The organism is Streptomyces sp. WM6372 (genome assembly GCF_001279655.1).
Classification (GTDB): Bacteria; Actinomycetota; Actinomycetes; order Streptomycetales; family Streptomycetaceae; genus Streptomyces.
In genome coordinates this window covers 25128-50822 of record NZ_LGDB01000216.1, presented here as the reverse complement: position 1 = coordinate 50822, position 25695 = coordinate 25128, and the positions used below count along the sequence as shown (strand labels likewise).

Sequence of the window (25695 nt, the reverse complement as noted above, 5' to 3'; positions counted from 1 at the left end):
CCGCCACGTCCTGACGGGCAACCTCGGAGGGGCTGGTTCCGTCTGGGAGAATGGCTGACAGCCAGCATTCGAGATAGAAGGACGTGTCGTGGCTCAGAGCGCCCAGAGCAGCACCGAGACCGACTGGGTCTCCCGTTTCGCGGACGAGGTCATCGCCGAGGCGGAGCGCCGAGCCCCGGGCAAAGCCGTCGTCGTCGCGTCCGGACTCTCCCCCTCCGGTCCGATCCACCTGGGCAACCTCCGCGAGGTCATGACCCCGCACCTGGTCGCCGACGAGATCCGCCGCCGCGGCATCGAGGTCCGCCACCTCATCTCCTGGGACGACTACGACCGCTACCGCAAGGTCCCGGCCGGCGTCCCCGGCATCGACGAGTCCTGGGCGCAGCACATCGGCAAGCCGCTGACCTCCGTGCCCGCCCCGGCCGGTTCCGCGTACCCGAACTGGGCCGAGCACTTCAAGGCCGTCTTCGTCGAGGCCCTGGCCGAGATGGGCGTCGAGTACGACCCGATCAGCCAGACCGAGCAGTACACCTCCGGCGCGTACCGCGAGCAGGTCCTGTTCGCGATGAAGCACCGCGGCGACATCGACGCCGTCCTCGCCCAGTACCGCACCAAGCAGAAGCCGGGCGGCAAGAAGCCCCAGCAGAAGCAGGTCGACGAGGCCGAGCTGGAGGCCGCCGAGGGCTCCGGCGCGGCCGCCGAGGACGACGGCAGCGCCGGCGAGAGCGGGTACTTCCCGTACAAGCCGTACTGCGGCCAGTGCGGCAAGGACTTCACCAAGGTCACCTCGTACAACGACGAGACGACCGAGATGACGTACGTCTGCACCGAGGACGAGTACACCGAGACGGTCAAGCTCAGCGAGTTCAACCGCGGCAAGCTGGTCTGGAAGGTCGACTGGCCGATGCGCTGGGCCTTCGAGGGCGTGATCTTCGAGCCCTCGGGCGTCGACCACTCCTCGCCCGGCTCGTCCTTCCAGGTCGGCGGGCAGATCGTGCACATCTTCGGCGGCGAGCAGCCGATCGGACCGATGTACGCGTTCGTCGGCATCAGCGGCATGGCCAAGATGTCGTCCAGCAAGGGCGGGGTCCCCACCCCGGCCGACGCGCTGAAGATCATGGAGCCGCAGCTGCTGCGCTGGCTGTACGCGCGCCGCCGCCCCAACCAGTCCTTCAAGATCGCCTTCGACCAGGAGATCCAGCGGCTCTACGACGAGTGGGACAAGCTGGAGTCCAAGGTCGCCGACGGCTCCGTGCTGCCGGCCGACGCCGCCGCGCACACCCGTGCCGTACGCGTCGCCTCGCACGAGCTGCCGCGCACCCCGCGGCCGCTGCCGTACCGCACGCTCGCGTCGGTCGCGGACATCACCGCCGGGCACGACGAGCAGACCCTGCGGATCCTGGCCGACCTGGACCCGTCGCAGCCGCTGACCTCGCTGGACGAGGTACGGCCGCGGCTGGACCGCGCCGAGAACTGGATCACCACCCAGGTCCCGGCCGACCAGCGGACGCTGGTGCGCGAGGACCCCGACACCGAGCTGCTCGGGTCCCTGGACGCCGAGGGCCGCGAGTCGCTGCGGCTGCTGGTGGACGGGCTCGACTCGCACTGGTCGCTCGACGGGCTGACCACGCTCGTGTACGGCGTGCCGAAGGTGATGGCGGGGCTGGAGCCGGACGCGAAGCCGACGCCGGAGCTGAAGGTCGCGCAGCGCACGTTCTTCGCGCTGCTGTACCGGCTTCTCGTGACCCGGGAGACCGGCCCGCGCCTGCCCACGCTGCTGCTGGCCGTGGGCGCGGACCGGGTGCGCAAGCTCCTGGCCGCCTGAGCCGTTCGTGGGCACAGGGAAGGGCCCGCACCCCGAGGGGTGCGGGCCCTTCCGCATACGGGCGTCTGCCGCTGCCTCCGGCTAGGCGATGTGCTCGCTCTCCAGTTCGCGCTGGTAGCGCAGCTTCAGGCCCGGCATCAGCTTGCGGATCATCGAGGAACTGCGCGGGTGGTCGATCCCGTGGCGGTCCGAGAGGTGTATGTCCACCTGCTCCGGGGTCGGGAAGTCGGAGTGCTCGTCGAGGTACGAGCGGAACACCTCGTACGCCGCCTCGTTGAACTTGGCCTGGTCGAAGCCGGCTTCGGCGTCGGCGGCGGCGTCGGCTTCGGCGTCATCGGCGGTGGCCGGCGGTACGGGGAGCTGCTCCTGCTGCGGAACGTCCTCGTCCGGGCCGGTCGGGGGCATGACCGGGGTCGGCTCCAGGCCCTCGACGTACTGGGGGTTGTACCCGCCCTCGTACGCGGCCTGCGGGGCCAGGGGAGCCGCGAACCAGGCGCTGTCGTGGGCGGCGGGCATGGCCGTCGGGTCGACCGCGAAGGGGAGCGGGGTGTGGCCCTGCGGGGCTGCTCCCCTACCCGCCCCTTCCCGAACCTGGGGCTCCGCCCCAGGCCCCGGGTACCCGGCGCCCGCCACGCCCGGCGGACCGGCCTGGCCCGCGGCTGCGCCGGCGAGACCTGCGTGGCCCTCGGCTCCGCCGGGCAGGCCGGGCTGACCCGCCGTACCCGGCTGCCCCGCCTGACCCTGGCCCGCGGCTGCGCCCGGGAAACCCGCGAGACCCGCGGCTGCGCCGGGCGTGCCCGGCTGTCCCGGGGCGCCCGCGGTCGCGCCGACGAAGGCCGCCTGGCCATCAGCCGCGCCCGCCTGGCCCACCTGGCCCGGAATGCCCGCGGCCTGCCGGCCCGCGCCCGCGCCCGCCAGACCGACCTGGCCCGGGATGCCCGCGCCGGCCAGGGCCGCCTGGCCCGCGGCGGCGAGCGCCTGGCCCGCCTCCAGGGCCGGAGCCGACGGCGCCGACACGGCCGCACCCGTCGCGATGGCCGCGGCCGCCGGGGGCAGCAGGATCGGGTCGATGCCCGCCGCCGCCAGGCCCTCCGGGGCCGTCTGGGACAGCGGAACGCCGATGCGGGCCAGGCGGAGCGGCATCAGGGCCTCCACCGGCGCCTTGCGGCGCCACGCGCGTCCGTACCGGGCCTGGAGCCGCGCCTGGTAGATCAGCCGGTCCTGCTCCATGCCGACGGCCTGCTCGTAGGAGCGCAGCTCCCACAGCTTCATCCGGCGCCACAGCTTGAACGTCGGCAAGGGCGACAGGAGCCAGCGCGTGATGCGGACGCCCTCCATGTGCCGGTCCGCGGTGATGTCCGCGATCCGGCCCACCGCGTGCCGGGCCGCCTCCACCGTGACCACGAACAGGATCGGGATCACGGCGTGCATGCCCACGCCCAGCGGGTCCGGCCAGGCCGCCGCGCCGTTGAACGCGATCGTCGCCGCGGTCAGCAGCCACGCCGTCTGGCGCAGCAGCGGGAACGGGATCCGGATCCACGTGAGCAGCAGGTCCAGCGCCAGCAGCACGCAGATGCCCATGTCGATGCCGATCGGGAACACCAGCGAGAAGTTCCCGAACCCCTTCTGCACCGCGAGCGCGCGCACCGCGGCGTACGAACCGGCGAAACCGATCCCCGCGATGACCACGGCTCCTGCGACCACGACGCCGATGAGTATCCGGTGCGTACGAGTCAGCTGCATCGCGGCCACCCGCGATCCCCTCCCCTTGTCGAGCTACGGCAGGCACAGCGTACGGGTGACCGCACAGGTGACTGAATGTCAGCCTCCCGTTAAGCGCCCGCCACGCCGTCCGGACCCGCCTGCGCCTACTGCGCGGAGGGAGAAGCCTGCTGCTCAGGCTGCTGCGACGGCTGCTGCTGCTGGTTGGCGGCGGCGACCGAGGCCACCGTCTCCTTCGCCGCGGCGATCGCGTTCTCCAGCAGCTTGGCCTGATCCGGAGCGCCGGCACCCTCGTACGCCGCACCGTTGTAGTCGAGCGTGATCACCACGTTCTGCGTGCGCGCCACGATCGTCGTGTTGAAGAAGTCCACGTCCTTCTTCACGCCGTACACGACCGACGACGCCTGGTCGCCGATCCCGCCCGCCTGCTCGACCTTCACGTTCTGCGCGCCCTCGGTCGCCTTCGCGGTCTCGACCTGCTTGTTGAACTGGTCCTCGGCGCGCTTGTTCGCGCCGCCGAGCGAGGAGTGCGATTCGTAGCGGACCAGGGAGATCGACAGCCAGCGGTACTGCGAGCCCTTCAGCCCGTCCTCGTCCAGGCCGTTCCAGGAGCAGCTGGCGCGGGAGGCCAGGTCGTTCGACTTGGTCGCGGTGCCGTTCTTGTCCTTCGCCTCCGGGACGAGGGTGTCGACGGTCTTCGCCTGGATCGACTTGCACGGGTCGGGCAGCGTCGCGAACGCCGCCTTCTCCAGCGCGGCCGAGGCCTTGCCGCTCGGCTTGGCGGAGGAGGACGCGCCGGGCTTCTTGTCGCCGCCCGAAGCGGAGCCCTTGCCCGAGTCGGACGAGCAGCCGGCGACGGTGAGGATCACCGGGACGGCTGCGCAGGCGAGAACGCGAGTGAGGCGCGAGGCAGATCGGTGCATGGTTCCTTCAGTCAGTACGTTGTGGGGCGCGTTCTGTGGACGCGGTTCGGGCTCGGTTCGGGCTCGGTTCGGGCTCGGTTCGGGTTCGGCGGGCGGGCGCTGGACCCGAACAACGGTAGCCCGACCCGGCGCGCGCCTGCTGTGCGCGCCGTCACGCCGAGCCCCGCGCGCCCCCGCTCACTCGTTGAAACGCTCGACGAGGGCTTGCGTCAACTGCCGTGCCTTGTCCTGGGTTTCGGGGCTCGACGGCACCGTACCGGGCAGCGCCGGCTGCACGCTGTACTCGACCGTGACGATGACGTTCGAGGTGCGGAACACAATCCGCACGGTCCGCGCCTGCGCCGCGCTCGCACCGGCCGCGCTCAGTTTGTCCTCGATGTACGCCTCGGTCCCGAGCCCTTCGAGCACGCGGGACCCGAGCTCGGGCGGCGGCGCGGAAGGGCTCCCGGCGCCGGGGGAGGGCGACTGCCCGGCGGGCGGCGGGGGAGTGCTGGCGGCCGGAGGAGCGCTGGAGCTCGTACCCGTACTCGGCGTGGGGCTCGTGGTGGGGCCGGGGAACGGCAGGTGCGCGTCCGTCAGCCGGCGCACGTACACCTGGTGCGCCTTGTCGTCGTCGCTCGAGAGCGTCCGGTCGTAAGAGACCACGCGCTCGAAGCCCACCGACAGCAGCCGGGTCTCCTCGGGCGTCTGCGCCGTCCAGCGGCAGCCGACGTGCCGGTCGCCGTCGTACGAGGTGTCCGCGACCCCGGCGTACAGCTGGGCGCGCTGCTCGTCGGTCAGGCTGTCCCCGGCCGGGAGCATGGCCTTGAGGCGCTTGCCGTCGGCGGCCTTGCAGGGCGCGGGCAGGCTGCGGTACTTGCCGGCCGGCGCGGGCGCGGGGCTGCTGTCGCCCGCCTTGGAGTCGGTGTCGGACCCGGCGCCGCTGCCGCTGGTGCACCCGGTCAGGCCGGTCAGGCCGGCCGTGAGTGCGGTGAGCATCGCGATGCCCGGCAGGACCCGCCGTCGTTGCCGTACCGCCTTGCGCTGCACGTCCACTGGCTCCCTTCGACCGGCCGGCGTCCCGGCGGTCAGGAAAATGCGTTGCCGCGCTTTGGACGCGGATGAACACAATGTCTATCGCACACGTTGGTGCCGGCGCCGGTCCCCTGTCTGGTTTGGGATCAAGAGCGAGGTTTTTGCTTATTCGGGGGATTGAAGTCATATGTCGTATGTAGAGGTACCGGGAGCGAAGGTCCCGATCCGGATGTGGACCGACCCCGCGTCGGTCGAGGCGAGCGCGATGCAGCAGCTGCACAACGTCGCCGGCCTTCCCTGGATCAAGGGCCTGGCAGTCATGCCGGACGTCCACTACGGCAAGGGCGCCACGGTCGGATCGGTGATCGCGATGAAGGACGCGGTGTGCCCGGCGGCGGTGGGGGTGGACATCGGCTGCGGCATGTCGGCGGTGAAGACGTCCCTGACGGCGAACGACCTCCCGGGTGACCTCTCCCCCCTCCGCTCGAAGATCGAGCGCGCCATCCCGGTGGGCGCGGGCATGCACCGCGACCCGGTGGACCCGGACCGGCTGTACGGGTTCTCGGATGCGGGGTTCGGGGACCTGTGGGAGCGGTTCGACTACATCGCGGACGCGGTGAAGTTCCGGCGGGACCGGGCGCTGAGGCAAATGGGAAGCCTTGGCCAAGGCAATCATTTTTGTGAGCTTTGTGTTGATACGTCCGGTTCGGTGTGGCTCATGCTGCACTCGGGCTCGCGGAACATCGGCAACGAGCTGGCCGACTTCCACATCAACGTGGCCCGTGGGCTCGCTCACAACCAGGGGTTGGTGGACCGAGACCTCGCGGTCTTCCTCGCGGCGACGCCCGAGATGGCGGCGTACCGCAACGACCTCTTCTGGGCCCAGGAGTACGCCAAGTACAACCGGGCCGTGATGATGAGCCTGTTCAAGGAGGTCATCCGCCGGGAGTTCCGGAAGGCGAAGGTCTCCTTCGACCACGAGATCAGCTGCCACCACAACTACGTGGCGGAGGAGCGGTACGACGGCATGGACCTGCTGGTCACCCGCAAGGGCGCGATCCGCGCCGGCAGCGGCGACTACGGGATCATCCCGGGATCCATGGGGACGGGCTCGTACATCGTGAAGGGCCTCGGCAACGAGAAGTCGTTCAACTCGGCCTCGCACGGCGCGGGCCGGAAGATGAGCCGGACGGCCGCGAAGAAGCGGTTCTCGGCGCGCGACCTGGCGGATCAGACCAAGGGCGTCGAATGCCGCAAGGACTCGGGCGTGGTCGACGAGATCCCGGGCGCGTACAAGTCGATCGAGCAGGTCATCGACCAGCAGACGGACCTCGTCCAGGTCGTGGCCAAGCTCAAGCAGGTCATCTGCATCAAGGGCTGAGCCCTGGGTGCAGTTGTCGGGGGAGCGGAAGGGCCCGGACCGAACGCGGTCCGGGCCCTTCCGCGTGGTCCCCGTGGCCGCCGACGGCTTCGCGGGGACAGGGGGGTCGGTGCGGCGTACGCTCGGCAGGGGTGGGGGCGCGACGGGACTGCGGGAGGATCCATGACCGCGCTCGGTGAACTGATCGGGATCGACGACCGGACCGTGCTGGTCCTCGGGCAGGAACTGGACGTCGAGCGCGGTCAGCCGGACGTCGGCAACGCCCTGGTGCACCGGGCCGGCGACACCCTGGTGGTCGTCGACACCGGCGTCACCGCCGCCTTCCGCGCGGCCCTGCGGGAGGCGATGGACCGGGTCGGGCCCTGGTCCCGGGCGCTGTTCCTGACCACGCACGGCCATCCCGACCACGTCGCCAACAACGACCTGGCCGACGAGCTGGGCGTGCCGGCCGAGCACTGGGTACCCGCTCCCGACCTCGACCAGATGCGGGACCCGGACTCGTACTGGGTGCGGTCCCTGGAGCGCATCGCCGGGTTGGCGCCGCTGCCCGCTCCCGCACTGGCCGGCCCCTGGCTGGTGTCGCTCTTCCAGCCGTACCGGCCCTTCGGCGCCACCACCCGGACCTACGAGGAGCGACCGCTGGAGCGGATCCGGATCGGCCCGGCGCGCTTCACCGGCTGGACCTTCGCCGACGGCGCGGTCCGCGTGCTGCGCAGCCAGGGGCACTGCGCCGGGCACGTGATCGTGCACCTGAGGGACAGCGGCGTGCTGCACCTGTCCGACGAGGGCAACGGAGCCTGCGGGGTGATGGCCGACGCCGACCAGCTCAAGATCCAGACCGTGCTCGGCGCCGTCGCGCTCCTCTTCGAGGAGGGGGAGGCGGCTGTCCTCACCGACGGGCACACGTTCGCCGTGCGCCGCGGCGCCGAGGTGACGGACTTCCTGGACGGGCTGCTGGACCAGGCCGCCGCCCTACAGGGGGCGGCGCTCGGGCTGACCGGAGGGGGAGGGCGGGTCCGGCCGGGCGAGTTCACCGCCCGGTACGCGGAGGCCGTCGCCGGACTGGGCGGCGGCGGGGCCAACCCGAACGCGATGTTCACCGCCATGATGGCGGTGAACCAGCTCCGCGAGCTCGGACTGCGGCCGGAGTCCGCCGAGCCCGACGCCCCCTGGTCCCGCCCCGCCCTCCACGATTCCGCGCCGAGCCCCACGCCCTCCGCGGGGCAACCGGGGGATTGACGGGGCGGGACGAGTCGAGGCGGGGGAGGCAGGCGAGACGCGGGACCGGGCGGCGCTTACAGGTCGCGGTGGACCTTGGTGTTCGAGGCCTGGGCGCGGGGGCGGACCACCAGCAGGTCGATGTTGACGTGGCTGGGGCGGGTCACGGCCCAGGTGATGGTGTCGGCGACGTCGTCGGCGCTCAGGGGGGCCGCGACGCCCGCGTAGACCTTCTCGGCCTTCTCGGCGTCGCCGCGGAAGCGGGTCTTCGCGAACTCCTCGGTCTTCACCATGCCCGGGGCGATCTCGATGACGCGGACCGGCTGGCCGACGATCTCCAGGCGGAGGGTCTCGGCCAGGACGCGGGCGCCGTTCTTGGCGGCGACGTAGCCGGCGCCGCCCTCGTACGTGGCGTGGCCCGCGGTGGAGGACAGGACCACGACCGTGCCGTCGCCGGAGGCGACGAGGGCGGGGAGGAGGGCCTGGGTGAGGTTGAGGGTGCCGATGACGTTGACCTCGTACATCGTGCGCCAGTCGGCGGGGTCGCCGGTGGCGACGGGCTCGGCTCCGATGGCGCCGCCGGCGTTGTTGACCAGGACGTCGCAGCGGTCGAGGGAGGCGGCGAAGGCGTCGACGGCGGGGCGGTCGGTGACGTCGAGGGCGTGGGCGGCGGCGGAGTGGCCGGCTGCCGTCAGCTCGGCGGCGAGGGCCTCGATGCGGTCCTTGCGGCGGGCGGTGAGGACGACGTGGTAGCCGGCGTCGGCGAGCTGTCGGGCGGTGGCCGCGCCGATGCCGCTGCTCGCGCCGGTGACTACGGCGGTCCGGGTGGCGGCCGTGCTCATGTGCGGGCTCCTCAGTCGTTCGGTCGTTCGTACGGGCGAATACCCGCCAGCATAGGCGGGGCTCAGCGGCCGCGCGGGGCGTACATGATCACGGCCATGCCGGCGAGGCAGACGAGGGCGCCGGTGACGTCCCAGCGGTCGGGGCGGTAGCCGTCGGCGACCACGCCCCACACGAGGGAGCCGGCGACGAAGACCCCGCCGTACGCGGCGAGGACGCGGGCGAAGTCACCCTGGGGCTGGAGGGTGGCGGCGAAGCCGTACAGGCCGAGGGCGATGACCCCGGCGCCGATCCAGGCCCAGCCCTTGTGCTCGCGCACGCCCTGCCAGACGAGCCAGGCGCCGCCGATCTCCAGGACGGCGGCGAGCGCGAACAGGGCGACGGAGCGGGCGATCAGCATGGCTCGAAGCGTACGCAGACCGGCCGGGGGCCCGGGTCGGCGCCGCCCGCCGGTTGGGCGAGGGGATCGCCCTCGTTCGTGTGATGGTCCGACCGGTTAAGGGCGGTGCTGGCTAGCCTCCGCGCGTGGAGGTGGTGGCGGTGCGCCGTGGTGCCGTACGGAGTGTGGTGGTGGCGGGCTTGCTGGTGCTCGGGGTCTCCGGAGTGTCCGGGGTCTCCGGGGAGGCGGCGGCGGTGGCGGTGGCCCGGAGCGGGCCGGGTCCCGAGGCCGACGTGGCCTACCACGGGCGGGTGTCCCTGTCGCAGGGGCGGCTGAGGGTGTGGGTGGTGCCGCAGAACGAGGGGCCGGCCGCGCTGCCCAACGCGACGCTGCGGGTGCGGCTGTCGGCGGAGCTCGCGGACCGGCAGGAGCTGGCGCAGGGCTGCGCGCGGGCCGGGCTGCGCGAGGTGGTGTGCGAGACGGGCGCGCTGCCGCTGCACGGCCGGGGCCGGCACATCGGGCTGATGCTGGATCTGAAGCAGCCGGTGCCGGAGGTGGTGGTCCGGATCGACACGTGGTGGAACGGCGGGGCGTCCGACCGCGACCTGTCCAACAACCAGCACGCGGTGCTGGCGCTGGACACGGGCGACTCCTACGCCTTCTGACGGCCGGTCGGGCCGTCGGCAGTCCGACGGCCCGGCAGCCCGACAGCCCGACGGCGGGACAGCCCGGCAGCCCGACAGCCCGACAGCCCGACGGCGGGACAGCCCGGCAGCCCGGCAGTCCGGCGGCCGGACGGTCCGATGGCCTACGGGCGCCCGGCGGCCCGGCGGCAGGACAGCCCGACGGCCCGAAGGGCCTGCGGCCTACGGGGTGGCCACGCCACCGAACTCCTCGACCGCCTCGCTGACGATCCGCTCCAGCCGGGCGTGGTGGGCGCCGCGCCAGTAGACGCGCTCGCACGCCGTGCACTGCGCGAAGACGTCGTACGAGCGGTGCGTCCCGCTTTCGAGGCGGTCCCCGACGCTGTCCTTGTCGGCCTCGCACAGTGACCCGTTGCACGCGGTGCAGCGGGTCCACGGGGCGAGGGCGGGCGCGAACCGGCCGAGGACGTCCCGCAGTTGCTCGTCGGGGTTGTCGCTGTAGACGTAGGCGCCCGCGAACAGCTCGCGGCGGCGCAGCAGTCCGCGGTCGCGGGAGAGCAGGACGCGCTGCTCGGCGGCGGATCGGGTGGCGAGGGCGGGGTCGCCGATGTCCTCGTTCTCGTACGCGGTGTCCACGCCGAGCAGGCGCAGGCGGCGGGCGAGCGTGCCGAGGTGGACGTCGAGGAGGAAGCGCAGCGGGGCGCCCTCGATCTGCTGCGGGCGCTCGACGCCGAAGACCTCCACGTCCTGCCCGGCCTGCGGCACGTACGAGACGGGCACCTCGTGCCCGTCGACGAGGAGGCGGCCGACCTCGGTGAGCGGGACGCCGGCCGATTCGACGACGTGGCCGAGGCTGGAGGCGCCGTCGGTGGCGGTCGGTACGCGGTCGGCGCGCCGGCTGGGCGGCGCGAACAGGCGTAGTTCGGGGGCGAGGGTGAGCTGAATGCCGGGTCCGTTCACGCTGTCAGCATGCCATCGGGGGGCGGGCGGTGCCGGGGAATTACGAGGTCGCGGCGGTGGCGCCGTCGTAGGCGGTGCGGTGGGCGTCGACCTCGTCGAAGTGGTTCTCGGCCCATTGCTTCACGGAGGTGAGGAGGCAGGCCAGGCTGCTGCCGAGTCCGGTGAGGCGGTAGTCGACGCGGACGGGGACGGTGGGGGTGACGGTGCGGGTGACGAGGCCGTCGCGTTCGAGGGAGCGCAGGGTCTGGGTGAGCATCTTCTGGCTGACGCCGGGGATCTTGCGGCCGAGGTCGCTGTAGCGCATGGAGTTGTCCTCGGCCTGGGCGAGCGCGGCGACGATGAGGCCGACCCACTTGTCGCTGATGCGGGCCAGGAGCTGGCTGGTGGGGCACTCCTTGAGGAAGGCGTCGTAGGCGTAGCGGGCCTCTTCGCGGCGGGTCTCGGCGGTACGGGTGGCCATCGGGTGCCCCACTTCCGGGTCGGGTACGCACCTTCAAGTACGTACTTACGAAAGGAGAGTACCTCTCCCTAGGTTAGTGCTCAGCGGAACGCAGAAACGAGCGGACGCACCGCACGGAACCGCACCGCACAGAACCGCACCGCACCGAACCGAACCGGGGAGACACCATGAGCGAGAACGCGCAGACCGTACGGACCATGCAGGCGGCCGTCGTGAACGGCTTCGGTGGGCCGGAGCAGGTGGAGATCGTGCGGGTGCCGGTCCCGCGGCCGGCCGCCGGCCAGGTCCGCGTCCGGGTCGCGGCGGCCGGGGTGAACCCGGTGGACGGCGCGGTCCGCGCCGGCGTCTTCGGCGGCGCCGGGACGCGGCTGGGGCTCGGCTGGGACGTGGCGGGCGAGATCGACGAGGTCGGCGCCGGGGTCACCGGCTGGTCGGCGGGGCAGCGGGTGGTCGGGCTGCACTACGGGCCGGTCAAGCCGCTGGGCACGCACGCGGAGTACGCGGTGCTCGACGCCTCGGCGGTGGCGGCCGCCCCGGCCACCGTGGACGCCGCGGCCGCGGCCGCGCTCCCGCTGAGCGGGCTGACGGCCGCGCGGGCGGTGGGACTGCTGGGGCTGGCTCCGGGGTCCTCGGTGCTGGTCACGGGGGCCGCGGGCGTGGTCGGTGGGCTCGCGGTGCAGCTCGCGGTACGGGCGGGGCTGGTGGTGACGGCCCTGGCGGGGGAGTCGGACGAGGAGTTCGTACGGTCGCTGGGCGCGACCGCGTTCGTCCCGCGCGGCGCGGCTCCGGCCGGTCCGGTGGACGGGGTCGTGGACGCGGCCGTACTGGGGGAGCCGGCGCTGGGCTTCGTCCGTGACGGCGGGGTCTACGTGGGCCTGCGCCCGCACGCCGGCCCGGCCGCGGAGCGGGGGATCCGGGTGGCGGAGCAGGAGGTCGCGGCGGACGGCGCGCACCTGGCGGAGCTGGTGGGCCTGGTGGACGCGGGCGCCCTGACCCTGCGGGTCGCGGAGACCATCCCGCTGGCGGACGCGGTGAAGGCCCACGCCCGCCTGGCGGAGCCGGGCACCCGCGGCCGGCTGGTCCTGACGACCGCCTGACCGGGTGGCCCGCCGACCGGGAATCGGCGGGCCACCCGGTTCCTCAGTGGAACAGGGCGTAGCCGGTGGGGTCGCCCGGCATCTGCCAGGCGAAGCCCTGGAGGAAGAAGCAGGCGACCAGGTTGCTCACGGCGAAGGCGAGCAGCACCGCCGAGGTGACGGTGGAGGCCCGGCGCAGCGCGGGGGAGGTGAGGCCCGCGTCGAGGGGTACGGCCCGGGGGGTCAGGAACAGCGCGGCCGCGGCGGCGACGGAGGCGGCCAGGAAGGTGATCAGGGCCCAGGTGTAGAGGTGCAGTCCGAAGAGGGCGCCGGCGTAGCCGGGGTCCGGGGGCACGATGTGCATCAGGACCTGGGTGGCGGAGACGGTGCTGCCGGCGAGGGCGGCGACGATGGCCCAGCCCCAGCCGGAGGCCCATTCCCCGGCGGTGACCGCGCCCTTGCGGGAGCGGACGATGATCCAGGCCGGGCCGACCGCGCTGAGCAGGAAGAACATCCGCTGCATCAGGCACATGGGGCAGGGGTACTCCCACAGCCCGAACTGGAAGAAGTACGCGCCGGCCAGGGTGCCGCAGAGGCCGATGACGTAGGCGTGGGCGAACCACAGGCCCAGCCGGCTGGAGGTGGATGCGGTGTTCACGGGGCTCTTCTCCTCAGAGGGCGATGCGGAAGGTGTGGTCGAGCACGTGGGGGAGGAACGCGATCAGGGAGGCGATCAGCGTTCCCGTCCACAGCGGCACCCGGACCCTGGCCGGCCAGGGCCGGAGTGCTGCCACGACGCACAGGAAGATGAGGAGGAAGAGGAGGGTGTACATGGTGTCCCAGCTTCATCGGGGGGAACTCTTGCTTTGCGGTTCCACCCTCCGCCCGGGCGTTACGCGCCGGTAGCGGTATCGGGTCTATGCGCCCATAAGCGGGCTTTATGGGACCCTGGCGGTGGTCTCGGCAGCGGCCCCGGCGGCGGCCTCGGCGGCCGGCTCGGGCGCCGGGGCCGCCGCCGGGACGAACGCGCCCGTCGCCAGGCCGCGTACGGTCAGGGAGGCCGCGGTGGCCCAGGCCACCAGGAGGCAGGCGTACAGGAGGACGGCGAGCCAGCGGTACAGGTCGAGGCCGGTGTGCTGGGCCAGCCCCTCCGCCCCGGTCACGCAGGTGCCCACCGGGAAGGCCAGCGCCCACCAGGTCAGCGAGAACCGCATGCCGAGCCGCCGCGCCCGTACGAGCATCGCGCAGGCGAAGGCGAACCAGAGCAGCGCGAAGCCCATCACCGGGACCCCGTAGATCACGGCGAACATCCGGAAGCCCTCGGCGTACGGGGGCTGCACCACCCCCGGGGCGGCGTCGGCGAACTTGTTGGCGGCGGTGACCGACTGCCCCAGCGGGCCGAGGACCAGGAACAGCGTCGGGGTCAGCGCGAGGGGCAGCCGCGGGCCGGTCACCATCCGCCCGAAGACGATGGGCAGCAGCACCAGCGTGGCCAGCAGGCTCAGCCCGAACATCGTGTAGCAGCCGAGCAGCAGCGCGCGCTGCCACTGGCCGGGCGGCAGGTGCGGGATCAGCAGCGGGCCGAGCGCGGCGGAGACCATCGGGGCGACGACGGGGAGCAGCCAGACGGGTGAGGCGCTGCCGGGCCGGATCCGGTGGCTCTCGACCATCAGGTACGGGATGGCGACGGCGGCGAGCAGTCCGATGGCCGTTCCGGCGATGAAGAGGACGGAGTCGGCGACCACGGCGGCATGGAGGCCGATGAGGTCCTTGCCGATCAGCAGCGTGCCGCCGCCGACGGCGAGCAGGGCCATGGAGAGGCAGCCGTAGAAGGGGGCGACGGCCGGGTCGAGCAGATGGGCCCGCGCCTGGTCGCGGTGGCGGGCCCAGTGCACGGCGCGGGCGGTGAGCAGGACGGCCAGCATGGCGGCGGACAGGGCCCAGAAGGCCAGGCTGAAGGTGTGCGGTCCGCGGACGTGCACGGGCAGGGCGACGCCCGCGTTGGCGACGATGGCGGTCCCCATCACGCTGGCGTACCAGTTGGGGCCGAGGTGCCGGATCAGGCTGGGGCTGACGGGGGGCGGGGGCGCGGCCATGTGCTCACCGTGACCCGGGCCGATGGCCCCCGCAACCGGGTGGATCAGTGCTGACCAGCGCGAACGACGCCGGCTGGCCCGCGTATCCCCGCGGTGGAACACTCGGGGGAGAGCGGTGAGGAGCGACCTATGGGTGCCTCGACTGCGCCGGTACCGGTCCGGCTGGACGATTCCGCGTACCACGAGCTGGCGCGTTCCTTCCGGGGGAGCCTGGTGCGGGCCGGGGACGCCCCGTACGAGGAGCGCCGGCGGATCTGGAACGGCGCCATCGACCGGCATCCCGCCCTGATCGCGCCGTGTACGGGTTCGGCCGATGTGGTGGCGGCGCTGAAGTGGGCGGGCCGGACGGGTGCGCCGGTCGCGGTGCGCAGCGGCGGCCACAGCTTCCCCGGGCATTCGGTCTGCGACGGCGGCGTGGTGATCGACCTGTCGCCGATGAAGGAGATCCGGGTGGACCCCGAGGCCCGTACGGTCCGGGTCCAGGCGGGGGCGCTGCTCGGCGAGCTGGACGCGGCGACGCAGCCGTTCGGGCTGGCGGTGCCGTCGGGGATCGTCACGCACACGGGCGTCGCGGGGCTCACGCTCGGCGGCGGGATCGGCTGGCTGAGCCGCAAGTACGGGCTGAGCGTGGACCAGCTGCTGTCGGTGGACCTGGTCACGGCGGGCGGGGAGCGGGTCACGGCGGGTGCGGGGCAGGAGCCGGAGCTGTTCTGGGGGATGCGCGGGGCGGGCGGGAACTTCGGCATCGTCACGGAGTTCACGTTCCGGCTGAATCCGGTCGGTCCGACCGTGCTGGCCGGGCCGGTGCTGTGGCCGGTGGAGGAGTCGCCGCGGGTGATGCGGTTCTACCGGGACTGGATCGCGGGGGTGCCGGACGAGCTGACGACGATCGTGATCCACCGCAAGGCCCCGCCGTCGCCGGCGATCCCGCCGGAGCTGCACGGGCGGCCGGTGGTGATGGTGATCGCCTGCTGGGTGGGCGAGATGGCCGCCGGTGAGGAGGTGATGCGGCCGATGCGCGGGTTCGGGCGGCCGCTGCTCGACCTGTGCCGGCCGAAGCCGTACCTGGCGCACCAGGCGATGTTCGACGCCTCGTTCCCGCACGGCTGGTGGTACTACTTCCGGGGCTGCGGTCTCGAACGGCTCGCCGACGGCGCCCTGGACGCGATGGCGCGGTACGCGGGGCGGATCGCCTCCCCGCAGAGCGGTTTCCCGCTGTTCCAGCTGGGCGGTGCGGTCGCCCGGGTCGGCGAGGAGGACACGGCGGCCGCGGGCCGCTCCCTGGGGCACATGCTGAACATCAACGGGATCCGGGACACGCCCGAGGGCTTCGCCGAGGAGTGCGCGTGGGTCCGGGAGTTCTGGGGCGAGATGGAGCCGTACCAGGCGGGCGTGTACGTGAACTTCCTGATGGACGAGGGCGAGCAGCGCGTCCGCCAGGCCTACGGCTCGCGGGAGCGGAAGCTGGAGCGGCTGCGGGCCCTGAAGGCGCAGTGGGATCCGGGGAACGTGTTCCGCCTGAACCAGAACATCCCCCCGGCGGCTGCGTAGCCGCGATCCCCCGCTCGCGATCGCCGCTCACGATCCCCCGCTCGCGATCACCCCCTCACGGGTCCTCCGGCTCGCGATGCCCCCGGCTTGTGATCATCTCCGGCGCGGCTACGGGCACTCGCCGGGCGCCATGGCCACGCTGGGTGGCGGGATCACCATCCACCGAGCCGGAGGCGTAGATGAACCCGATGGACCAGCCCGTACCGATGTTCACGGCCGCCGAGACCGGCGGACTGCACGACGTGCTGCGCGAGATCGTCACCGACGGCGCCACCCCGGGAGGCGTGGTCGTCTGCGGTACGCGGCATGCCGGCGCTGCGGCGGCCGGCGAGCGCGCCGTCCTCTCGGCCGGGGTCGTCTCCCCGTTCACCGGCCCCGGCACGCCCGACGAGCACACCGTCTACGACATCGCGTCCCTGACGAAGGTCACCGCGACCTGGCCGCTCGTCGGCCGCGCCCTCGACGCGGGCCTGCTCGACCTCGACACGCCCGTACGGGAGTTCCTGCCGCCGATGGAGGGCGCGATGCCGAGCGGGGAGGCGACCGTACGGCAGCTGCTCTCGCACACCTCCGGCCTGCGGGCCGCCACCCGCCTCGACCTCTACGACCTGACCGGCCGTCCCCTGCACGAGCTGATCTGCCACGAGCTCATGGAGAACCTCCCGGGCATCCACCGCTACATCAACCGCGGCTACATCCTGCTCGGCCTGGCCCTCGCCCATGTCCACGGCCGGCCGCTGGACGAACTCGCCCGCGAGCTGTGGGCGGAGCTGGGCATGGACGAGACCGCGTACGGCCCGGTCAGGCAGGAGCCCCGCGTCGCGCCGACCGAGCGGCAGGAGGGCCACGACCGGCTCTGGGGCGCCGTCCACGACGACAACGCGGCGATCATGGGCGGTGTCGCCGGCCACGCCGGGGTCTTCGCGCCGGCCGCCGACCTCGCCACGTACGCCGAGCACCTGCTCGCCGGGCGCGAGAGCCCGCTCGGCCAGTGGTTCCGGTTGAGCCTCGTCCCCCAGGCGGAGATCGAGCCGGGCCTCCAGCGCGGCCTGGGGTGGATCCTCGGCGCGGGCGGGACGGTGGCCTACCACCACGGATTCACCGGTACGAGTCTCCACCTCGCCCCCGCCACCGGCCGGTACGTGGTCATCGTGACCAACGCCGTCCACAACGGCGCCGCCGCGCGCATCCGGATCACGCCCCTGCGGGATCTCGCCCACAAGATCCTGACCGCGGGCTGACCGGTGCGCGGAGGGTCAGGGCCAGACCAGGCAGTACGGCTGGTGCCCCGCCTCGTGCAGCCGGTGGCTGAAGTCCTGCCACTCGTGGAGCAGCTGGTAGACGTTGAAGGCGTCGCGCGGCCCGCCCCGGTCCGGGACCGTGGACCAGATGAACGCCGCCGCGCCGACCGACTCCTCGCCGATGCCGCGCAGCGGGTCGACCACCGTCATCGGGAGCTTGACCACCGCGTAGTCGGGGTGGAGCACGACCAGCTCCAGCGGGGGCACCTTGTGCAGGGGTATGCCCTCGATGCCGGTCAGGACCATCGCGGCCACCGTCTCCGGCTTGATCTTGGTGAAGAGGCCGCCCATGCCGAGCTCGTCGCCGCCGAGCTCCTCCGGCCGCATCGTGACCGGGACGCGGGCGGCCGTGGCGCCGTCGGGCGCGCCGAAGTACTTGTACGTCACGCCCATGCCGCGGCCCTTGGGCAGGCCGTCGGGGGACTCCAGCGGTCCCGGTACCGGATCGGCCGCGTCCGCGGCCCGGCGCCGGTGCTTGCCGCGGCGACGGGCTTCGCGGGCCTCGCGGGCGCGCTGCGGGTCGAGGCCGTCCGTACCCTCGCCCGGTCCACCACCGCGTTGCATATCTCCACCCGACTGGTCTTGCCTGCCCCGGCCCCGCGGCCCCCGCCACGCAGCCTGATCATCATGGCAGTGACCTCCCCCGGGGCGGCGCGGTGAAACGCCCGTCCGCAAGTCAGTCGCGGCCTGATGAGACCATGGCTGGTGTGAGCTACCCGTACCCGTATGAAGCCAAAGTCTCGCAGACTCTCTTTGACCGCGCGTCCCTCGTGACGCCTGGCGGCGTGAACTCTCCGGTGCGTGCCTTCCGCGCCGTGGGTGGAACGCCCAGGTTCATGGTGTCCGGTACCGGTCCGTACCTGACCGATGCCGACGGGCGCGAGTACGTCGACCTGGTCTGCTCGTGGGGACCGATGATTCTCGGCCACGCCCACCCGGCCGTGGTGGAGGCCATCCAGGCCGCCGTCGCCCGCGGCACCTCCTTCGGCACGCCCGGCGAGGGCGAGGTCGCCCTCGCCGAGGAGATCGTCGACCGCATCGAACCCGTCGAGCAGGTGCGTCTGGTGTCCTCGGGCACCGAGGCGACCATGTCGGCGATCCGCCTCGCGCGCGGCTTCACGGGCCGGGCCAAGGTCGTCAAGTTCGCGGGCTGCTATCACGGCCACGTGGACGCGCTGCTCGCCGCGGCCGGTTCCGGTTTGGCAACTTTCGCGCTGCCGGACACCCCCGGGGTGACGGGCGCGCAGGCCGGCGACACGATCGTGCTGCCGTACAACGACCTCGAAGCGGTGCGGGCGGCGTTCGCCGCGCACCCCGGCGAGATCGCCTGCGTGATCACCGAGGCCGCGCCCGGCAACATGGGCGTCGTGACCCCGGCGCCCGGCTTCAACCAGGGCCTCGCGGACCTGTGCCGCGAGAACGGCGCGCTGTACATCTCCGACGAGGTCATGACGGGTTTCCGCACCTCCCGCGCCGGCTGGTACGGCGTCGACGGGGTCAAGCCCGACCTGATGACCTTCGGCAAGGTCATGGGCGGCGGCTTCCCGGCCGCGGCCTTCGGCGGGCGCGCCGACGTGATGGGCCACCTGGCCCCGGTCGGCCCGGTCTACCAGGCGGGCACGCTCTCCGGCAACCCGATCGCCACCGCCGCCGGTCTCGCGCAGCTGCGCCTGCTGGACGCGGCCGCGTACGAGAAGGTCGACGCGGTCTCCGCGCAGATCCAGGGCCTGGTCACGGACGCGCTCGCCAAGGAGGGCGTGGCGCACCGGCTGCAGACCGCGTCCAACATGTTCTCCGTCTTCTTCACCGAGGACGAGGTCAAGAACTACGACGACGCCAAGAAGCAGGAGTCCTTCCGCTTCAACGGCTTCTTCCACTCGATGCTGTCGCAGGGCGTCTACCTGCCGCCGTCGGCCTTCGAGTCGTGGTTCGTCTCCACCGCCCACGACGAGCAGGCGGTCGAGCGGATCGCGGCCGCGCTCCCCGCCGCCGCCCGCGCCGCCGCGCAGGCCACCCCGGAGGCCACCGCATGAGCGAGATCACCGTCGTCCACCTGATGCGCCACGGAGAGGTGCACAACCCGGACGGGGTCCTGTACGGGCGCCGCGCCGGCTACCACCTCTCCGAGCTGGGCCGCGAGATGGCCGAGCGCGTCGCGGACCACCTGCAGAACCGTGACATCACCTACGTGGTCTCCTCCCCGCTGGAGCGGGCGCAGGAGACGGCGGCGCCGGTCGCCAAGGGCCACGGCCTGGTGGTGGCGAGCGACGCGCGGCTGCTGGAGGCGGAGAACGTCTTCGAGGGCAAGACCTTCGGCGTCGGGGACGGGGCGCTGCGCAAGCCCGCCAACTGGAAGCACCTGACGAACCCGTTCAAGCCGTCCTGGGGCGAGCCGTACGTGGAGCAGGTCGTCCGGATGACGAGCGCCATCGAGGCGGCGCGCGACGCGGCGCGCGGCCACGAGGCGGTGGCGGTCAGCCACCAGCTGCCGATCTGGATCGTGCGCAGCTTCGCGGAGAAGCGCCGGCTGTGGCACGACCCGCGGCGCCGGCAGTGCACGCTGGCCTCGCTCACGTCGTTCACGTACGAGGACGACCGGCTGGTGTCGGTGGGCTACAGCGAGCCGGCCCGGGACCTGGTCCCGGCGCACCTGCTCGCGGGGGCGAAGCCGGTGAAGGGCGGGTCCAAGGCGTTCGGCGCCTAAAAACTCGTACAAGTAGTACGGGAATCGCCGCGGCGTACCTCGACTTCGCTGAAAAGTCCGTTTATGTGACTATTCATGAGCGAAGCGAAGAGGACGACGCGCGACTTCACCCGAAGGGGGCTGCTCGGGCTCGGCGCGGCCGCGGTGGCGGCCGGTGTCGTCGGCTGCGGCGCCGACGACCGCCCGGGCCGCCCGGGCCCCGGCGGTCCCGGCGGCGGCCCCGGCGCCTCCCCGTCGGGGGCCGCGGTCCGGCCGATCGGCGACGGCTCCACCGCCGACACCGGTCCGCAGCCCCACCAGCCGGCCGAGCCCGTACCGCTCCAGCCGGGCGAGACCCCGCCGCAGTTCGTGGTGTTCAGCTGGGACGGCGCGGGGGAGATCGGCAACGGCCTCTTCCCGCGCTTCCTCAAGCTCGCCAAGGACCACGGCGCAGCCATGACCTTCTTCCTCTCCGGCCTCTACCTCCTGCCCGAGTCGAAGAAGGACCTCTACAAGCCGCCGAACAACCCGGTCGGGGCCTCCGACATCGGCTACCTCAAGGACGAGAACGTCCGCAACACCCTGAACTGCGTCCGTCAGGCGTGGCTCGACGGCCACGAGGTGGGGACCCACTTCAACGGTCACTTCTGCGACGGCTCCGGCTCCGTGGCCCACTGGACCCCGGACGACTGGCAGAGCGAGATCGACCAGGCCGTGTCCTTCGTCACCGGCTGGCGGACCAACACCGGCTTCACCGACCTCGAACCGCTGCCCTTCGACTACCGCAAGGAGCTGGTCGGCGGCCGCACCCCGTGCCTGCTCGGCCAGGACAACCTGCTGCCCGTCGCGCGGAAGCTGGGCTGGCGCTACGACGCCTCCTCGCCCGGGGGCGTCCAGGTGTGGCCGGTGAAGAGGGCGGGCGTCTGGGACCTGCCGCTGCAGTCCATGCCCTTCCCCGGGCACTCCTTCGAGGTGCTGTCGATGGACTACAACATCCTCGCCAACCAGTCGAAGAACACCACCCGGGGCATGCCCTCCAACTACCCGGCCTGGCGCACCCAGGCCACCGGCTCCTACCTCGGCGGCTTCCGGCGCGCGTACGAGACGAACCGCGCGCCGATGTTCATCGGCAACCACTTCGAGGAGTGGAACGGCGGCATCTACATGGATGCCGTCGAGGAGGCACTCAAGGGCATGTCGGACAAAAAGGACGTACGGCTCGTCTCCTTCCGGCAGTTCACCGACTGGATCGACGTACAGGACCCCAAGCTGCTCGCCCGGCTCCAGGAGCTGGCCCCGGGTCAGTCGCCGGCCGGCGGCTGGAACGCGTACCTCTCCGCCGTCTGACCAGGGGCTCGGCGCACCCTCGGGGGGCGGGAAAGATCCGCAAATCGCTCATGCGAAACTTTTCACATGAGAATTGGCCGTGCTCTCCTGCTCACCGCGGTGACCGTCGCGAGCGCCCTGACCCTGTCGGCGTGCGATGACGACGGCAAGCCGAACGGCTCCGCCGGCGGCAACTACGTGACCGGCGCCGGCGGCATCTCCACCGTCTCCAAGGGCGAGCGCACCGACGCCCCCAAGCTGGACGGCGAGACCGTCGACGGCAAGACCCTCGACACCACCGAGCTCAAGGGCAAGGTCGTCGTCCTCAACGTGTGGGGATCCTGGTGCCCGCCGTGCCGGGGAGAGGCCAAGTACTTCGCGAAGGTGTCGAAGGAGCTCGCCGACGCCGGCAAGGACGTCGCGTTCGTCGGCATCAACACCCGCGACTCCAGCAAGCAGAACGCCACCTCGTTCGAGGAGAACTTCGGGATCACCTACCCGAGCCTGTACGACCCGGACGGGAAGCTGATGCTCCGCTTCCCTGCGGGCACGCTCAACCCGCAGGCCATCCCCTCGACGATCGTCCTCGACAAGCAGGGCAAGATCGCCGCCCGCACGCTCGTCGCGGTCAACGAGCAGCAGCTGCGCTCGATGATCGACCCCGTGCTCGCGGAGCAGTGACCGCGTGGTCCCCGAGCTCCTCACCCTGGCCGCCGAGCCGACCGGCCTGAACACGACGGTCCTCGACGGGGCACTGATGCTGGCACTGCCCATCTCGGTCCTCGCCGGACTCGTCTCGTTCTTCTCGCCCTGCGTGCTCCCGCTGGTCCCGGGCTACCTCTCGTACGTCACCGGCATCAGCGGTGCCGACCTCGCCGAGGCCCGGCGCGGCCGGATGCTGGCCGGCGCGAGCCTGTTCATCGTCGGCTTCACCGCCGTGTTCGTCTCCACCGGCGCGCTCTTCGGGTACTTCGGCGGCACGCTCCAGGCGAACAGGGAGATCATCTCCCGGGTGCTGGGCGGTCTGGTGATCGTCCTCGGCCTCTTCTTCATGGGCCTGATCCCGGGGCTGACGATGCGGGAGTTCCGCTTCCACCGGAAACCGACCGCGGGCCTGATCGGCGCACCGCTGCTCGGCGTGCTGTTCGGCGTCGGCTGGACCCCCTGCATGGGCCCGACCCTCGCCGCGGTCAGCACGCTCTCCCTGGACCAGGCCAGTGCCGGCCGCGGCGCGCTGCTGACCGTCGCCTACTGTCTGGGCCTGGGCCTGCCCTTCATCCTCGCCGCACTCGCCTTCCGCAAGGCGCTCGGCGCTTTCGGCTGGGTGAAGCAGCACTATGCATGGGTGATGAGGATCGGCGGCGGCATGCTGGTCCTGACCGGGCTGCTGCTCGTCACAGGTTTGTGGGCCGGCATGGTCGACGACATGCGCATCTGGACCCAAGGCTTCACGGTGGGGATCTGAGGACTACACGGACATGAGTACGACAGACAAGGCGTCCACCGAGGCGCCGAACCCGTCCGAGGACGCCGCGGACGCAACGGACGCAACGGATACCGCGGACGCAACCGAAACGGCCGCCGGAGCGCAGCTCTCCACCGCCCCCGCGGAGGACGGCGGCGGTCCCGTCGGCATCGGCGTGATCGGCTGGATCCGCTGGTTCTGGCGCCAGCTCACCTCCATGCGGGTGGCGCTGATCCTCCTCTTCCTGCTCTCCCTGGGCTCCATCCCCGGCTCGCTCGTCCCGCAGAACCAGGTCGACGCGATGAAGGTGGCCCAGTGGAAGAAGGACCACTCCTTCTGGGTCCCGGTCGCCGAGAAGCTCCAGCTCTTCGACGTCTACAGCTCGGTGTGGTTCTCCGCGATCTACCTGCTGCTGTTCATCTCGCTGATCGGCTGCATCGTCCCGCGCACCTGGCAGTTCGTCGGCCAGCTCACCGGCCGCCCGCCCGGCGCCCCCAAGCGCCTCGACCGGCTGCCCGCGTACGCGACGTGGCGTACGGAGAAGTCCCCCGACGAGGTGCTCGCGCAGGCGAAGACGATCCTCGGCGGGCGCCGGTTCCGTACCGAGGCCGGCACGTCCGCCGTCGCCGCCGAGAAGGGCTACCTGCGCGAGGCGGGGAACCTGCTCTTCCACGTCGCCCTGATCGTGATGCTGATCGCGTTCGCCTGGGGCCAGCTGTTCAAGTCCGAGGGCGGCAAGCTCGTCCTGCGCGGCAAGGGCTTCGCGAACACGCTCACCCAGTACGACGACTTCAAGTACGGCAGCTGGTTCGACCCCGACGACCTGTCGCCCTTCTCCTTCACGCTCGACAAGTTCGACGCCACGTACGAGGAGAGCGGCCCGCAGAAGGGCACCGCGCGCGACTTCAAGGCGTACGTGACCTTCAGCGACGGCGCGGACGGCGCCCCGCAGAAGCGCGAGATCCAGGTCAACAAGCCCATGGAGGTGGACGGGTCCAAGGTCTACCTGCTCGGCCACGGCTACGCGCCGGTCATCTCGGTGACCGACCCGACCGGCAAGGTGATCTACAAGGACGCCGTGCCGATGCTGCCCTTCGACGCGAACCTGAGCTCCTCGGGCGCCGTCAAGGTGGCGGACGGCTACCGCGACAAGGACGGCAAGAAGGAGCAGCTCGGCTTCAACGCCATGTTCGTGCCGACCTTCGCCGGCGAGGGCAAGGGCACGATGCTCTCCCAGTTCCCCGACCTGAAGTTCCCCGTCCTCGCCCTCAGCGCCTACCACGGCAGCCTGGGCGTGGACTCGGGCCTGCCGCAGAACGTGTACCAGCTGAACACCTCCAAGATGCAGGAGTTCAAGGACCCCGACGGGCAGCTGTTCAAGAAGCGGCTGCTGCCCGGCGAGACCATGGAGCTCCCGAACGGCGCGGGCACCGTGAAGTTCGAGGGCGTCGAGCGCTGGGCCACCTTCTCCATCACCCGCCAGCCCGGCAGCGGCCTCGCCCTCGCGGGCGCGATCGCCGCGATCGGCGGCCTGGCGGCGTCGCTGTTCATCCAGCGGCGCCGGGTCTGGGTGCGCGCGGTGGCCGGCAAGGACGGCGTGACCGTCGTCGAGATGGCCGGCCTCGGCCGCAGTGAGTCGGCCAAGCTCCCCGAGGAGCTGGGGCAGCTCGCCGCCGCCCTCCACCAGCAGGCGCCCACGGCGCCCGACCAACCTGTCACGGCAACTGTCGAAGGGGAGCGCGGATGACGCCGCTCGCAGCCGAAGTCAATGAGAATTTGGCGCAGATCAGCAACTACCTGGTCTATTCGTCGATGGCGGTCTACACGTTCGCCTTCCTCGCCCACATCGCCGAGTGGATCTTCGGCAGCCGCAGCAAGGTGGGCCGTACGGCCGCGGCGCTGACCGGCGCCAAGACCGCGGCCGCCGCCCCCGCCGTTCAGGTGCACGGCAAGGGGGGGACGGCGGTCCTCGACAAGCCGAAGGTCGTCACCCGCTCCGCCGCCGGCACCCGCGACGTCCCGGACGGCCCCGGCGCGGCCGGCGGCACCGAGAACGGCGACCTGTACGGCCGGATCGCGGTCTCGCTGACCGCCCTGGCCTTCCTCATCGAGGCGGCCGGCGTCGTGGCCCGCGCGATGTCCGTGCAGCGGGCCCCCTGGGGCAACATGTACGAGTTCTCGCTCACCTTCTCCACGGTGGCCGTCGGCGCGTACCTGATCCTGCTGGCGCTGAAGAAGAACGTCCGCTGGATGGGCCTGATCCTGGTCACCACCGTCCTGCTGGACCTGGGCATCGCCACTACCTGGCTGTACACCGCCAGCGACCAGCTGGTCCCGGCCCTGCACTCGTACTGGCTGTGGATCCACGTCTCCACCGCGATCATCTGCGGCGCGGTCTTCTACATCGGCGCGACCGGCACGCTGCTGTACCTCTTCCGCGACTCCTACGAGGCCAAGCTCGCGGGCGGCGGCACGCCGGGCCGCTTCGCGACCTCGGTGATGGAGCGGCTGCCCTCGGCGGCCACGCTCGACAAGTTCTCGTACCGGATCAACGCGGCCTTCTTCCCGCTGTGGACCTTCACGATCATCGCGGGCGCGATCTGGGCGGGCGACGCCTGGGGCCGCTACTGGGGCTGGGACCCCAAGGAGGTCTGGTCCTTCGTGACCTGGGTGGCGTACGCCTGCTACCTGCACGCCCGCGCCACCGCCGGCTGGAAGGGCCGCAAGGCCGCGTACCTCGCGCTCTTCGCCTTCGCCTGCTGGATCTGGAACTACTACGGCGTGAACATCCTGCTCAACGGCAAGCACTCGTACGCGGGCGTCTGACCCGC

25 protein-coding genes are annotated in these 25695 nt (G+C 72.0%); 14 read left to right on the top strand and 11 right to left on the bottom strand.

The features are described 5' to 3' along the window. Window positions 1-88: 88 nt before the first annotated feature. The gene (gene lysS, locus ADK52_RS30430; RefSeq protein WP_053693065.1) at window positions 89-1825 is read left to right on the top strand and encodes a lysine--tRNA ligase; all 1737 of its coding nucleotides are present in this window, start codon (window positions 89-91) and stop codon (window positions 1823-1825) included. An 81-nt stretch (window positions 1826-1906) separates the two neighbouring features. Here lysS and ADK52_RS30425 read toward each other — a convergent pair whose 3' ends face one another. The 3 genes from ADK52_RS30425 to ADK52_RS30415 form a co-directional block, all read right to left on the bottom strand. Then, window positions 1907-3577, bottom strand: a complete 1671-nt coding sequence (locus tag ADK52_RS30425) for a DUF2637 domain-containing protein (RefSeq protein ID WP_053693064.1) — start codon at window positions 3575-3577, stop codon at window positions 1907-1909. Between the two features lie 116 nt (window positions 3578-3693). Further along, complete coding sequence (locus ADK52_RS30420; RefSeq protein WP_053693063.1) at window positions 3694-4470, bottom strand: DUF3558 family protein; 777 nt, start codon at window positions 4468-4470, stop codon at window positions 3694-3696. A 177-nt stretch (window positions 4471-4647) separates the two neighbouring features. Next, window positions 4648-5499 (bottom strand): DUF3558 domain-containing protein, encoded by an 852-nt coding sequence (locus ADK52_RS30415; protein ID WP_147420013.1) that lies wholly within the window; start codon window positions 5497-5499, stop codon window positions 4648-4650. A gap of 172 nt (window positions 5500-5671) precedes the next feature. On the opposite strand from ADK52_RS30415, the gene ADK52_RS30410 reads away from it, so the two are divergent. Beyond that, entirely contained in the window at window positions 5672-6865 is a 1194-nt protein-coding gene (locus ADK52_RS30410; protein ID WP_053693061.1) for an RtcB family protein, read from the top strand. 162 nt (window positions 6866-7027) lie between these two features. After that, window positions 7028-8104, top strand: a complete 1077-nt coding sequence (locus ADK52_RS30405; protein WP_063783970.1) for an MBL fold metallo-hydrolase — start codon at window positions 7028-7030, stop codon at window positions 8102-8104. A gap of 56 nt (window positions 8105-8160) precedes the next feature. Here the strand turns inward: ADK52_RS30405 and ADK52_RS30400 are convergent, their stop codons facing one another. Beyond that, window positions 8161-8925 (bottom strand): SDR family NAD(P)-dependent oxidoreductase, encoded by a 765-nt coding sequence (locus tag ADK52_RS30400; protein WP_053693060.1) that lies wholly within the window; start codon window positions 8923-8925, stop codon window positions 8161-8163. A 62-nt stretch (window positions 8926-8987) separates the two neighbouring features. Beyond that, the gene (locus ADK52_RS30395; RefSeq protein WP_053693059.1) at window positions 8988-9323 is read right to left on the bottom strand and encodes a YnfA family protein; all 336 of its coding nucleotides are present in this window, start codon (window positions 9321-9323) and stop codon (window positions 8988-8990) included. A 125-nt stretch (window positions 9324-9448) separates the two neighbouring features. Here ADK52_RS30395 and ADK52_RS30390 point away from each other — a divergent pair, with 125 nt between their 5' ends. Further along, window positions 9449-9967, top strand: coding sequence for a hypothetical protein (locus ADK52_RS30390; protein WP_053693058.1), 519 nt, complete (start codon window positions 9449-9451; stop codon window positions 9965-9967). A 201-nt stretch (window positions 9968-10168) separates the two neighbouring features. Here ADK52_RS30390 and ADK52_RS30385 read toward each other — a convergent pair whose 3' ends face one another. Continuing rightward, entirely contained in the window at window positions 10169-10906 is a 738-nt protein-coding gene (locus ADK52_RS30385) for a Mut7-C RNAse domain-containing protein (protein ID WP_053693057.1), read from the bottom strand. 40 nt (window positions 10907-10946) lie between these two features. Continuing rightward, a complete protein-coding gene (locus ADK52_RS30380) occupies window positions 10947-11366 on the bottom strand; it encodes a winged helix-turn-helix transcriptional regulator (RefSeq protein WP_053693056.1) in 420 nt (139 codons plus the stop codon). Window positions 11367-11563: 197 nt separating this feature from the next. On the opposite strand from ADK52_RS30380, the gene ADK52_RS30375 reads away from it, so the two are divergent. Beyond that, window positions 11564-12463, top strand: coding sequence for an NADP-dependent oxidoreductase (locus tag ADK52_RS30375; RefSeq protein WP_053693082.1), 900 nt, complete (start codon window positions 11564-11566; stop codon window positions 12461-12463). Window positions 12464-12506: 43 nt separating this feature from the next. Here ADK52_RS30375 and ADK52_RS30370 read toward each other — a convergent pair whose 3' ends face one another. From ADK52_RS30370 to ADK52_RS30365, 3 genes are all read right to left on the bottom strand, one after another. Beyond that, entirely contained in the window at window positions 12507-13100 is a 594-nt protein-coding gene (locus ADK52_RS30370; RefSeq protein WP_053693055.1) for a disulfide bond formation protein B, read from the bottom strand. A 13-nt stretch (window positions 13101-13113) separates the two neighbouring features. After that, a complete protein-coding gene (locus ADK52_RS42605) occupies window positions 13114-13275 on the bottom strand; it encodes a hypothetical protein (protein ID WP_159046062.1) in 162 nt (53 codons plus the stop codon). Between the two features lie 105 nt (window positions 13276-13380). Then, window positions 13381-14538, bottom strand: coding sequence for a TDT family transporter (locus tag ADK52_RS30365; protein ID WP_053693054.1), 1158 nt, complete (start codon window positions 14536-14538; stop codon window positions 13381-13383). A 129-nt stretch (window positions 14539-14667) separates the two neighbouring features. Here ADK52_RS30365 and ADK52_RS30360 point away from each other — a divergent pair, with 129 nt between their 5' ends. Together ADK52_RS30360 and ADK52_RS30355 are read left to right on the top strand one after the other, a co-directional pair. Next, a complete protein-coding gene (locus ADK52_RS30360) occupies window positions 14668-16089 on the top strand; it encodes an FAD-binding oxidoreductase (protein WP_053693053.1) in 1422 nt (473 codons plus the stop codon). 179 nt (window positions 16090-16268) lie between these two features. After that, window positions 16269-17330 carry a serine hydrolase domain-containing protein gene (locus ADK52_RS30355; RefSeq protein WP_234344319.1) on the top strand — a complete coding sequence of 354 codons (1062 nt, stop codon included), beginning with the start codon at window positions 16269-16271 and terminating at the stop codon, window positions 17328-17330. Between the two features lie 15 nt (window positions 17331-17345). Here ADK52_RS30355 and ADK52_RS30350 read toward each other — a convergent pair whose 3' ends face one another. Then, entirely contained in the window at window positions 17346-17783 is a 438-nt protein-coding gene (locus tag ADK52_RS30350; RefSeq protein WP_030161262.1) for a hypothetical protein, read from the bottom strand. Window positions 17784-18088: 305 nt separating this feature from the next. Here ADK52_RS30350 and hemL point away from each other — a divergent pair, with 305 nt between their 5' ends. The 7 genes from hemL (at window position 18089) to ccsB (ending at window position 25690) form a co-directional block, all read left to right on the top strand. Beyond that, window positions 18089-19423 (top strand): glutamate-1-semialdehyde 2,1-aminomutase, encoded by a 1335-nt coding sequence (hemL, locus tag ADK52_RS30345; protein WP_078988714.1) that lies wholly within the window; start codon window positions 18089-18091, stop codon window positions 19421-19423. Continuing rightward, window positions 19420-20094, top strand: coding sequence for a histidine phosphatase family protein (locus ADK52_RS30340; RefSeq protein ID WP_053693051.1), 675 nt, complete (start codon window positions 19420-19422; stop codon window positions 20092-20094). Before hemL ends, ADK52_RS30340 begins: the two co-directional genes overlap by 4 nt. A 75-nt stretch (window positions 20095-20169) precedes the next feature. Further along, on the top strand, window positions 20170-21420 hold the full coding sequence (locus tag ADK52_RS30335) for a hypothetical protein (RefSeq protein ID WP_053693050.1): 1251 nt from the start codon (window positions 20170-20172) through the stop codon (window positions 21418-21420). 66 nt (window positions 21421-21486) lie between these two features. After that, window positions 21487-22080 (top strand): TlpA family protein disulfide reductase, encoded by a 594-nt coding sequence (locus ADK52_RS30330; RefSeq protein ID WP_053693049.1) that lies wholly within the window; start codon window positions 21487-21489, stop codon window positions 22078-22080. 76 nt (window positions 22081-22156) lie between these two features. Next, on the top strand, window positions 22157-22864 hold the full coding sequence (locus ADK52_RS30325; RefSeq protein ID WP_078988715.1) for a cytochrome c biogenesis protein CcdA: 708 nt from the start codon (window positions 22157-22159) through the stop codon (window positions 22862-22864). A 13-nt stretch (window positions 22865-22877) separates the two neighbouring features. After that, window positions 22878-24611 carry a cytochrome c biogenesis protein ResB gene (gene resB, locus ADK52_RS30320; protein ID WP_053693047.1) on the top strand — a complete coding sequence of 578 codons (1734 nt, stop codon included), beginning with the start codon at window positions 22878-22880 and terminating at the stop codon, window positions 24609-24611. Then, entirely contained in the window at window positions 24608-25690 is a 1083-nt protein-coding gene (ccsB, locus tag ADK52_RS30315; protein ID WP_053693046.1) for a c-type cytochrome biogenesis protein CcsB, read from the top strand. Before resB ends, ccsB begins: the two co-directional genes overlap by 4 nt. Window positions 25691-25695 lie beyond the last annotated feature (5 nt).

Bases quoted from the DNA above. Each gene is read 5' to 3' on its own strand.
- ADK52_RS30330 (WP_053693049.1), top strand. From the start codon at position 21,487: ATGAGAATTGGCCGTGCTCTCCTGCTCACCGCGGTGACCGTCGCGAGC.
- ADK52_RS30340 (WP_053693051.1), top strand. From the start codon at position 19,420: ATGAGCGAGATCACCGTCGTCCACCTGATGCGCCACGGAGAGGTGCAC.
- ADK52_RS30360 (WP_053693053.1), top strand. From the start codon at position 14,668: ATGGGTGCCTCGACTGCGCCGGTACCGGTCCGGCTGGACGATTCCGCG.
- ADK52_RS30420 (WP_053693063.1), bottom strand. From the start codon at position 4,470: ATGCACCGATCTGCCTCGCGCCTCACTCGCGTTCTCGCCTGCGCAGCC.
- ADK52_RS30375 (WP_053693082.1), top strand. From the start codon at position 11,564: ATGCAGGCGGCCGTCGTGAACGGCTTCGGTGGGCCGGAGCAGGTGGAG.
- ADK52_RS30395 (WP_053693059.1), bottom strand. From the start codon at position 9,323: ATGCTGATCGCCCGCTCCGTCGCCCTGTTCGCGCTCGCCGCCGTCCTG.
- ADK52_RS30350 (WP_030161262.1), bottom strand. From the start codon at position 17,783: ATGGGCGTGACGTACAAGTACTTCGGCGCGCCCGACGGCGCCACGGCC.
- hemL (WP_078988714.1), top strand. From the start codon at position 18,089: ATGGCTGGTGTGAGCTACCCGTACCCGTATGAAGCCAAAGTCTCGCAG.
- ADK52_RS30325 (WP_078988715.1), top strand. From the start codon at position 22,157: ATGCTGGCACTGCCCATCTCGGTCCTCGCCGGACTCGTCTCGTTCTTC.
- ADK52_RS42605 (WP_159046062.1), bottom strand. From the start codon at position 13,275: ATGTACACCCTCCTCTTCCTCCTCATCTTCCTGTGCGTCGTGGCAGCA.
- ADK52_RS30365 (WP_053693054.1), bottom strand. From the start codon at position 14,538: ATGGCCGCGCCCCCGCCCCCCGTCAGCCCCAGCCTGATCCGGCACCTC.
- ccsB (WP_053693046.1), top strand. From the start codon at position 24,608: ATGACGCCGCTCGCAGCCGAAGTCAATGAGAATTTGGCGCAGATCAGC.
- ADK52_RS30400 (WP_053693060.1), bottom strand. From the start codon at position 8,925: ATGAGCACGGCCGCCACCCGGACCGCCGTAGTCACCGGCGCGAGCAGC.
- ADK52_RS30380 (WP_053693056.1), bottom strand. From the start codon at position 11,366: ATGGCCACCCGTACCGCCGAGACCCGCCGCGAAGAGGCCCGCTACGCC.
- ADK52_RS30405 (WP_063783970.1), top strand. From the start codon at position 7,028: ATGACCGCGCTCGGTGAACTGATCGGGATCGACGACCGGACCGTGCTG.
- ADK52_RS30410 (WP_053693061.1), top strand. From the start codon at position 5,672: ATGTCGTATGTAGAGGTACCGGGAGCGAAGGTCCCGATCCGGATGTGG.
- ADK52_RS30355 (WP_234344319.1), top strand. From the start codon at position 16,269: ATGAACCCGATGGACCAGCCCGTACCGATGTTCACGGCCGCCGAGACC.
- resB (WP_053693047.1), top strand. From the start codon at position 22,878: ATGAGTACGACAGACAAGGCGTCCACCGAGGCGCCGAACCCGTCCGAG.
- ADK52_RS30335 (WP_053693050.1), top strand. From the start codon at position 20,170: ATGAGCGAAGCGAAGAGGACGACGCGCGACTTCACCCGAAGGGGGCTG.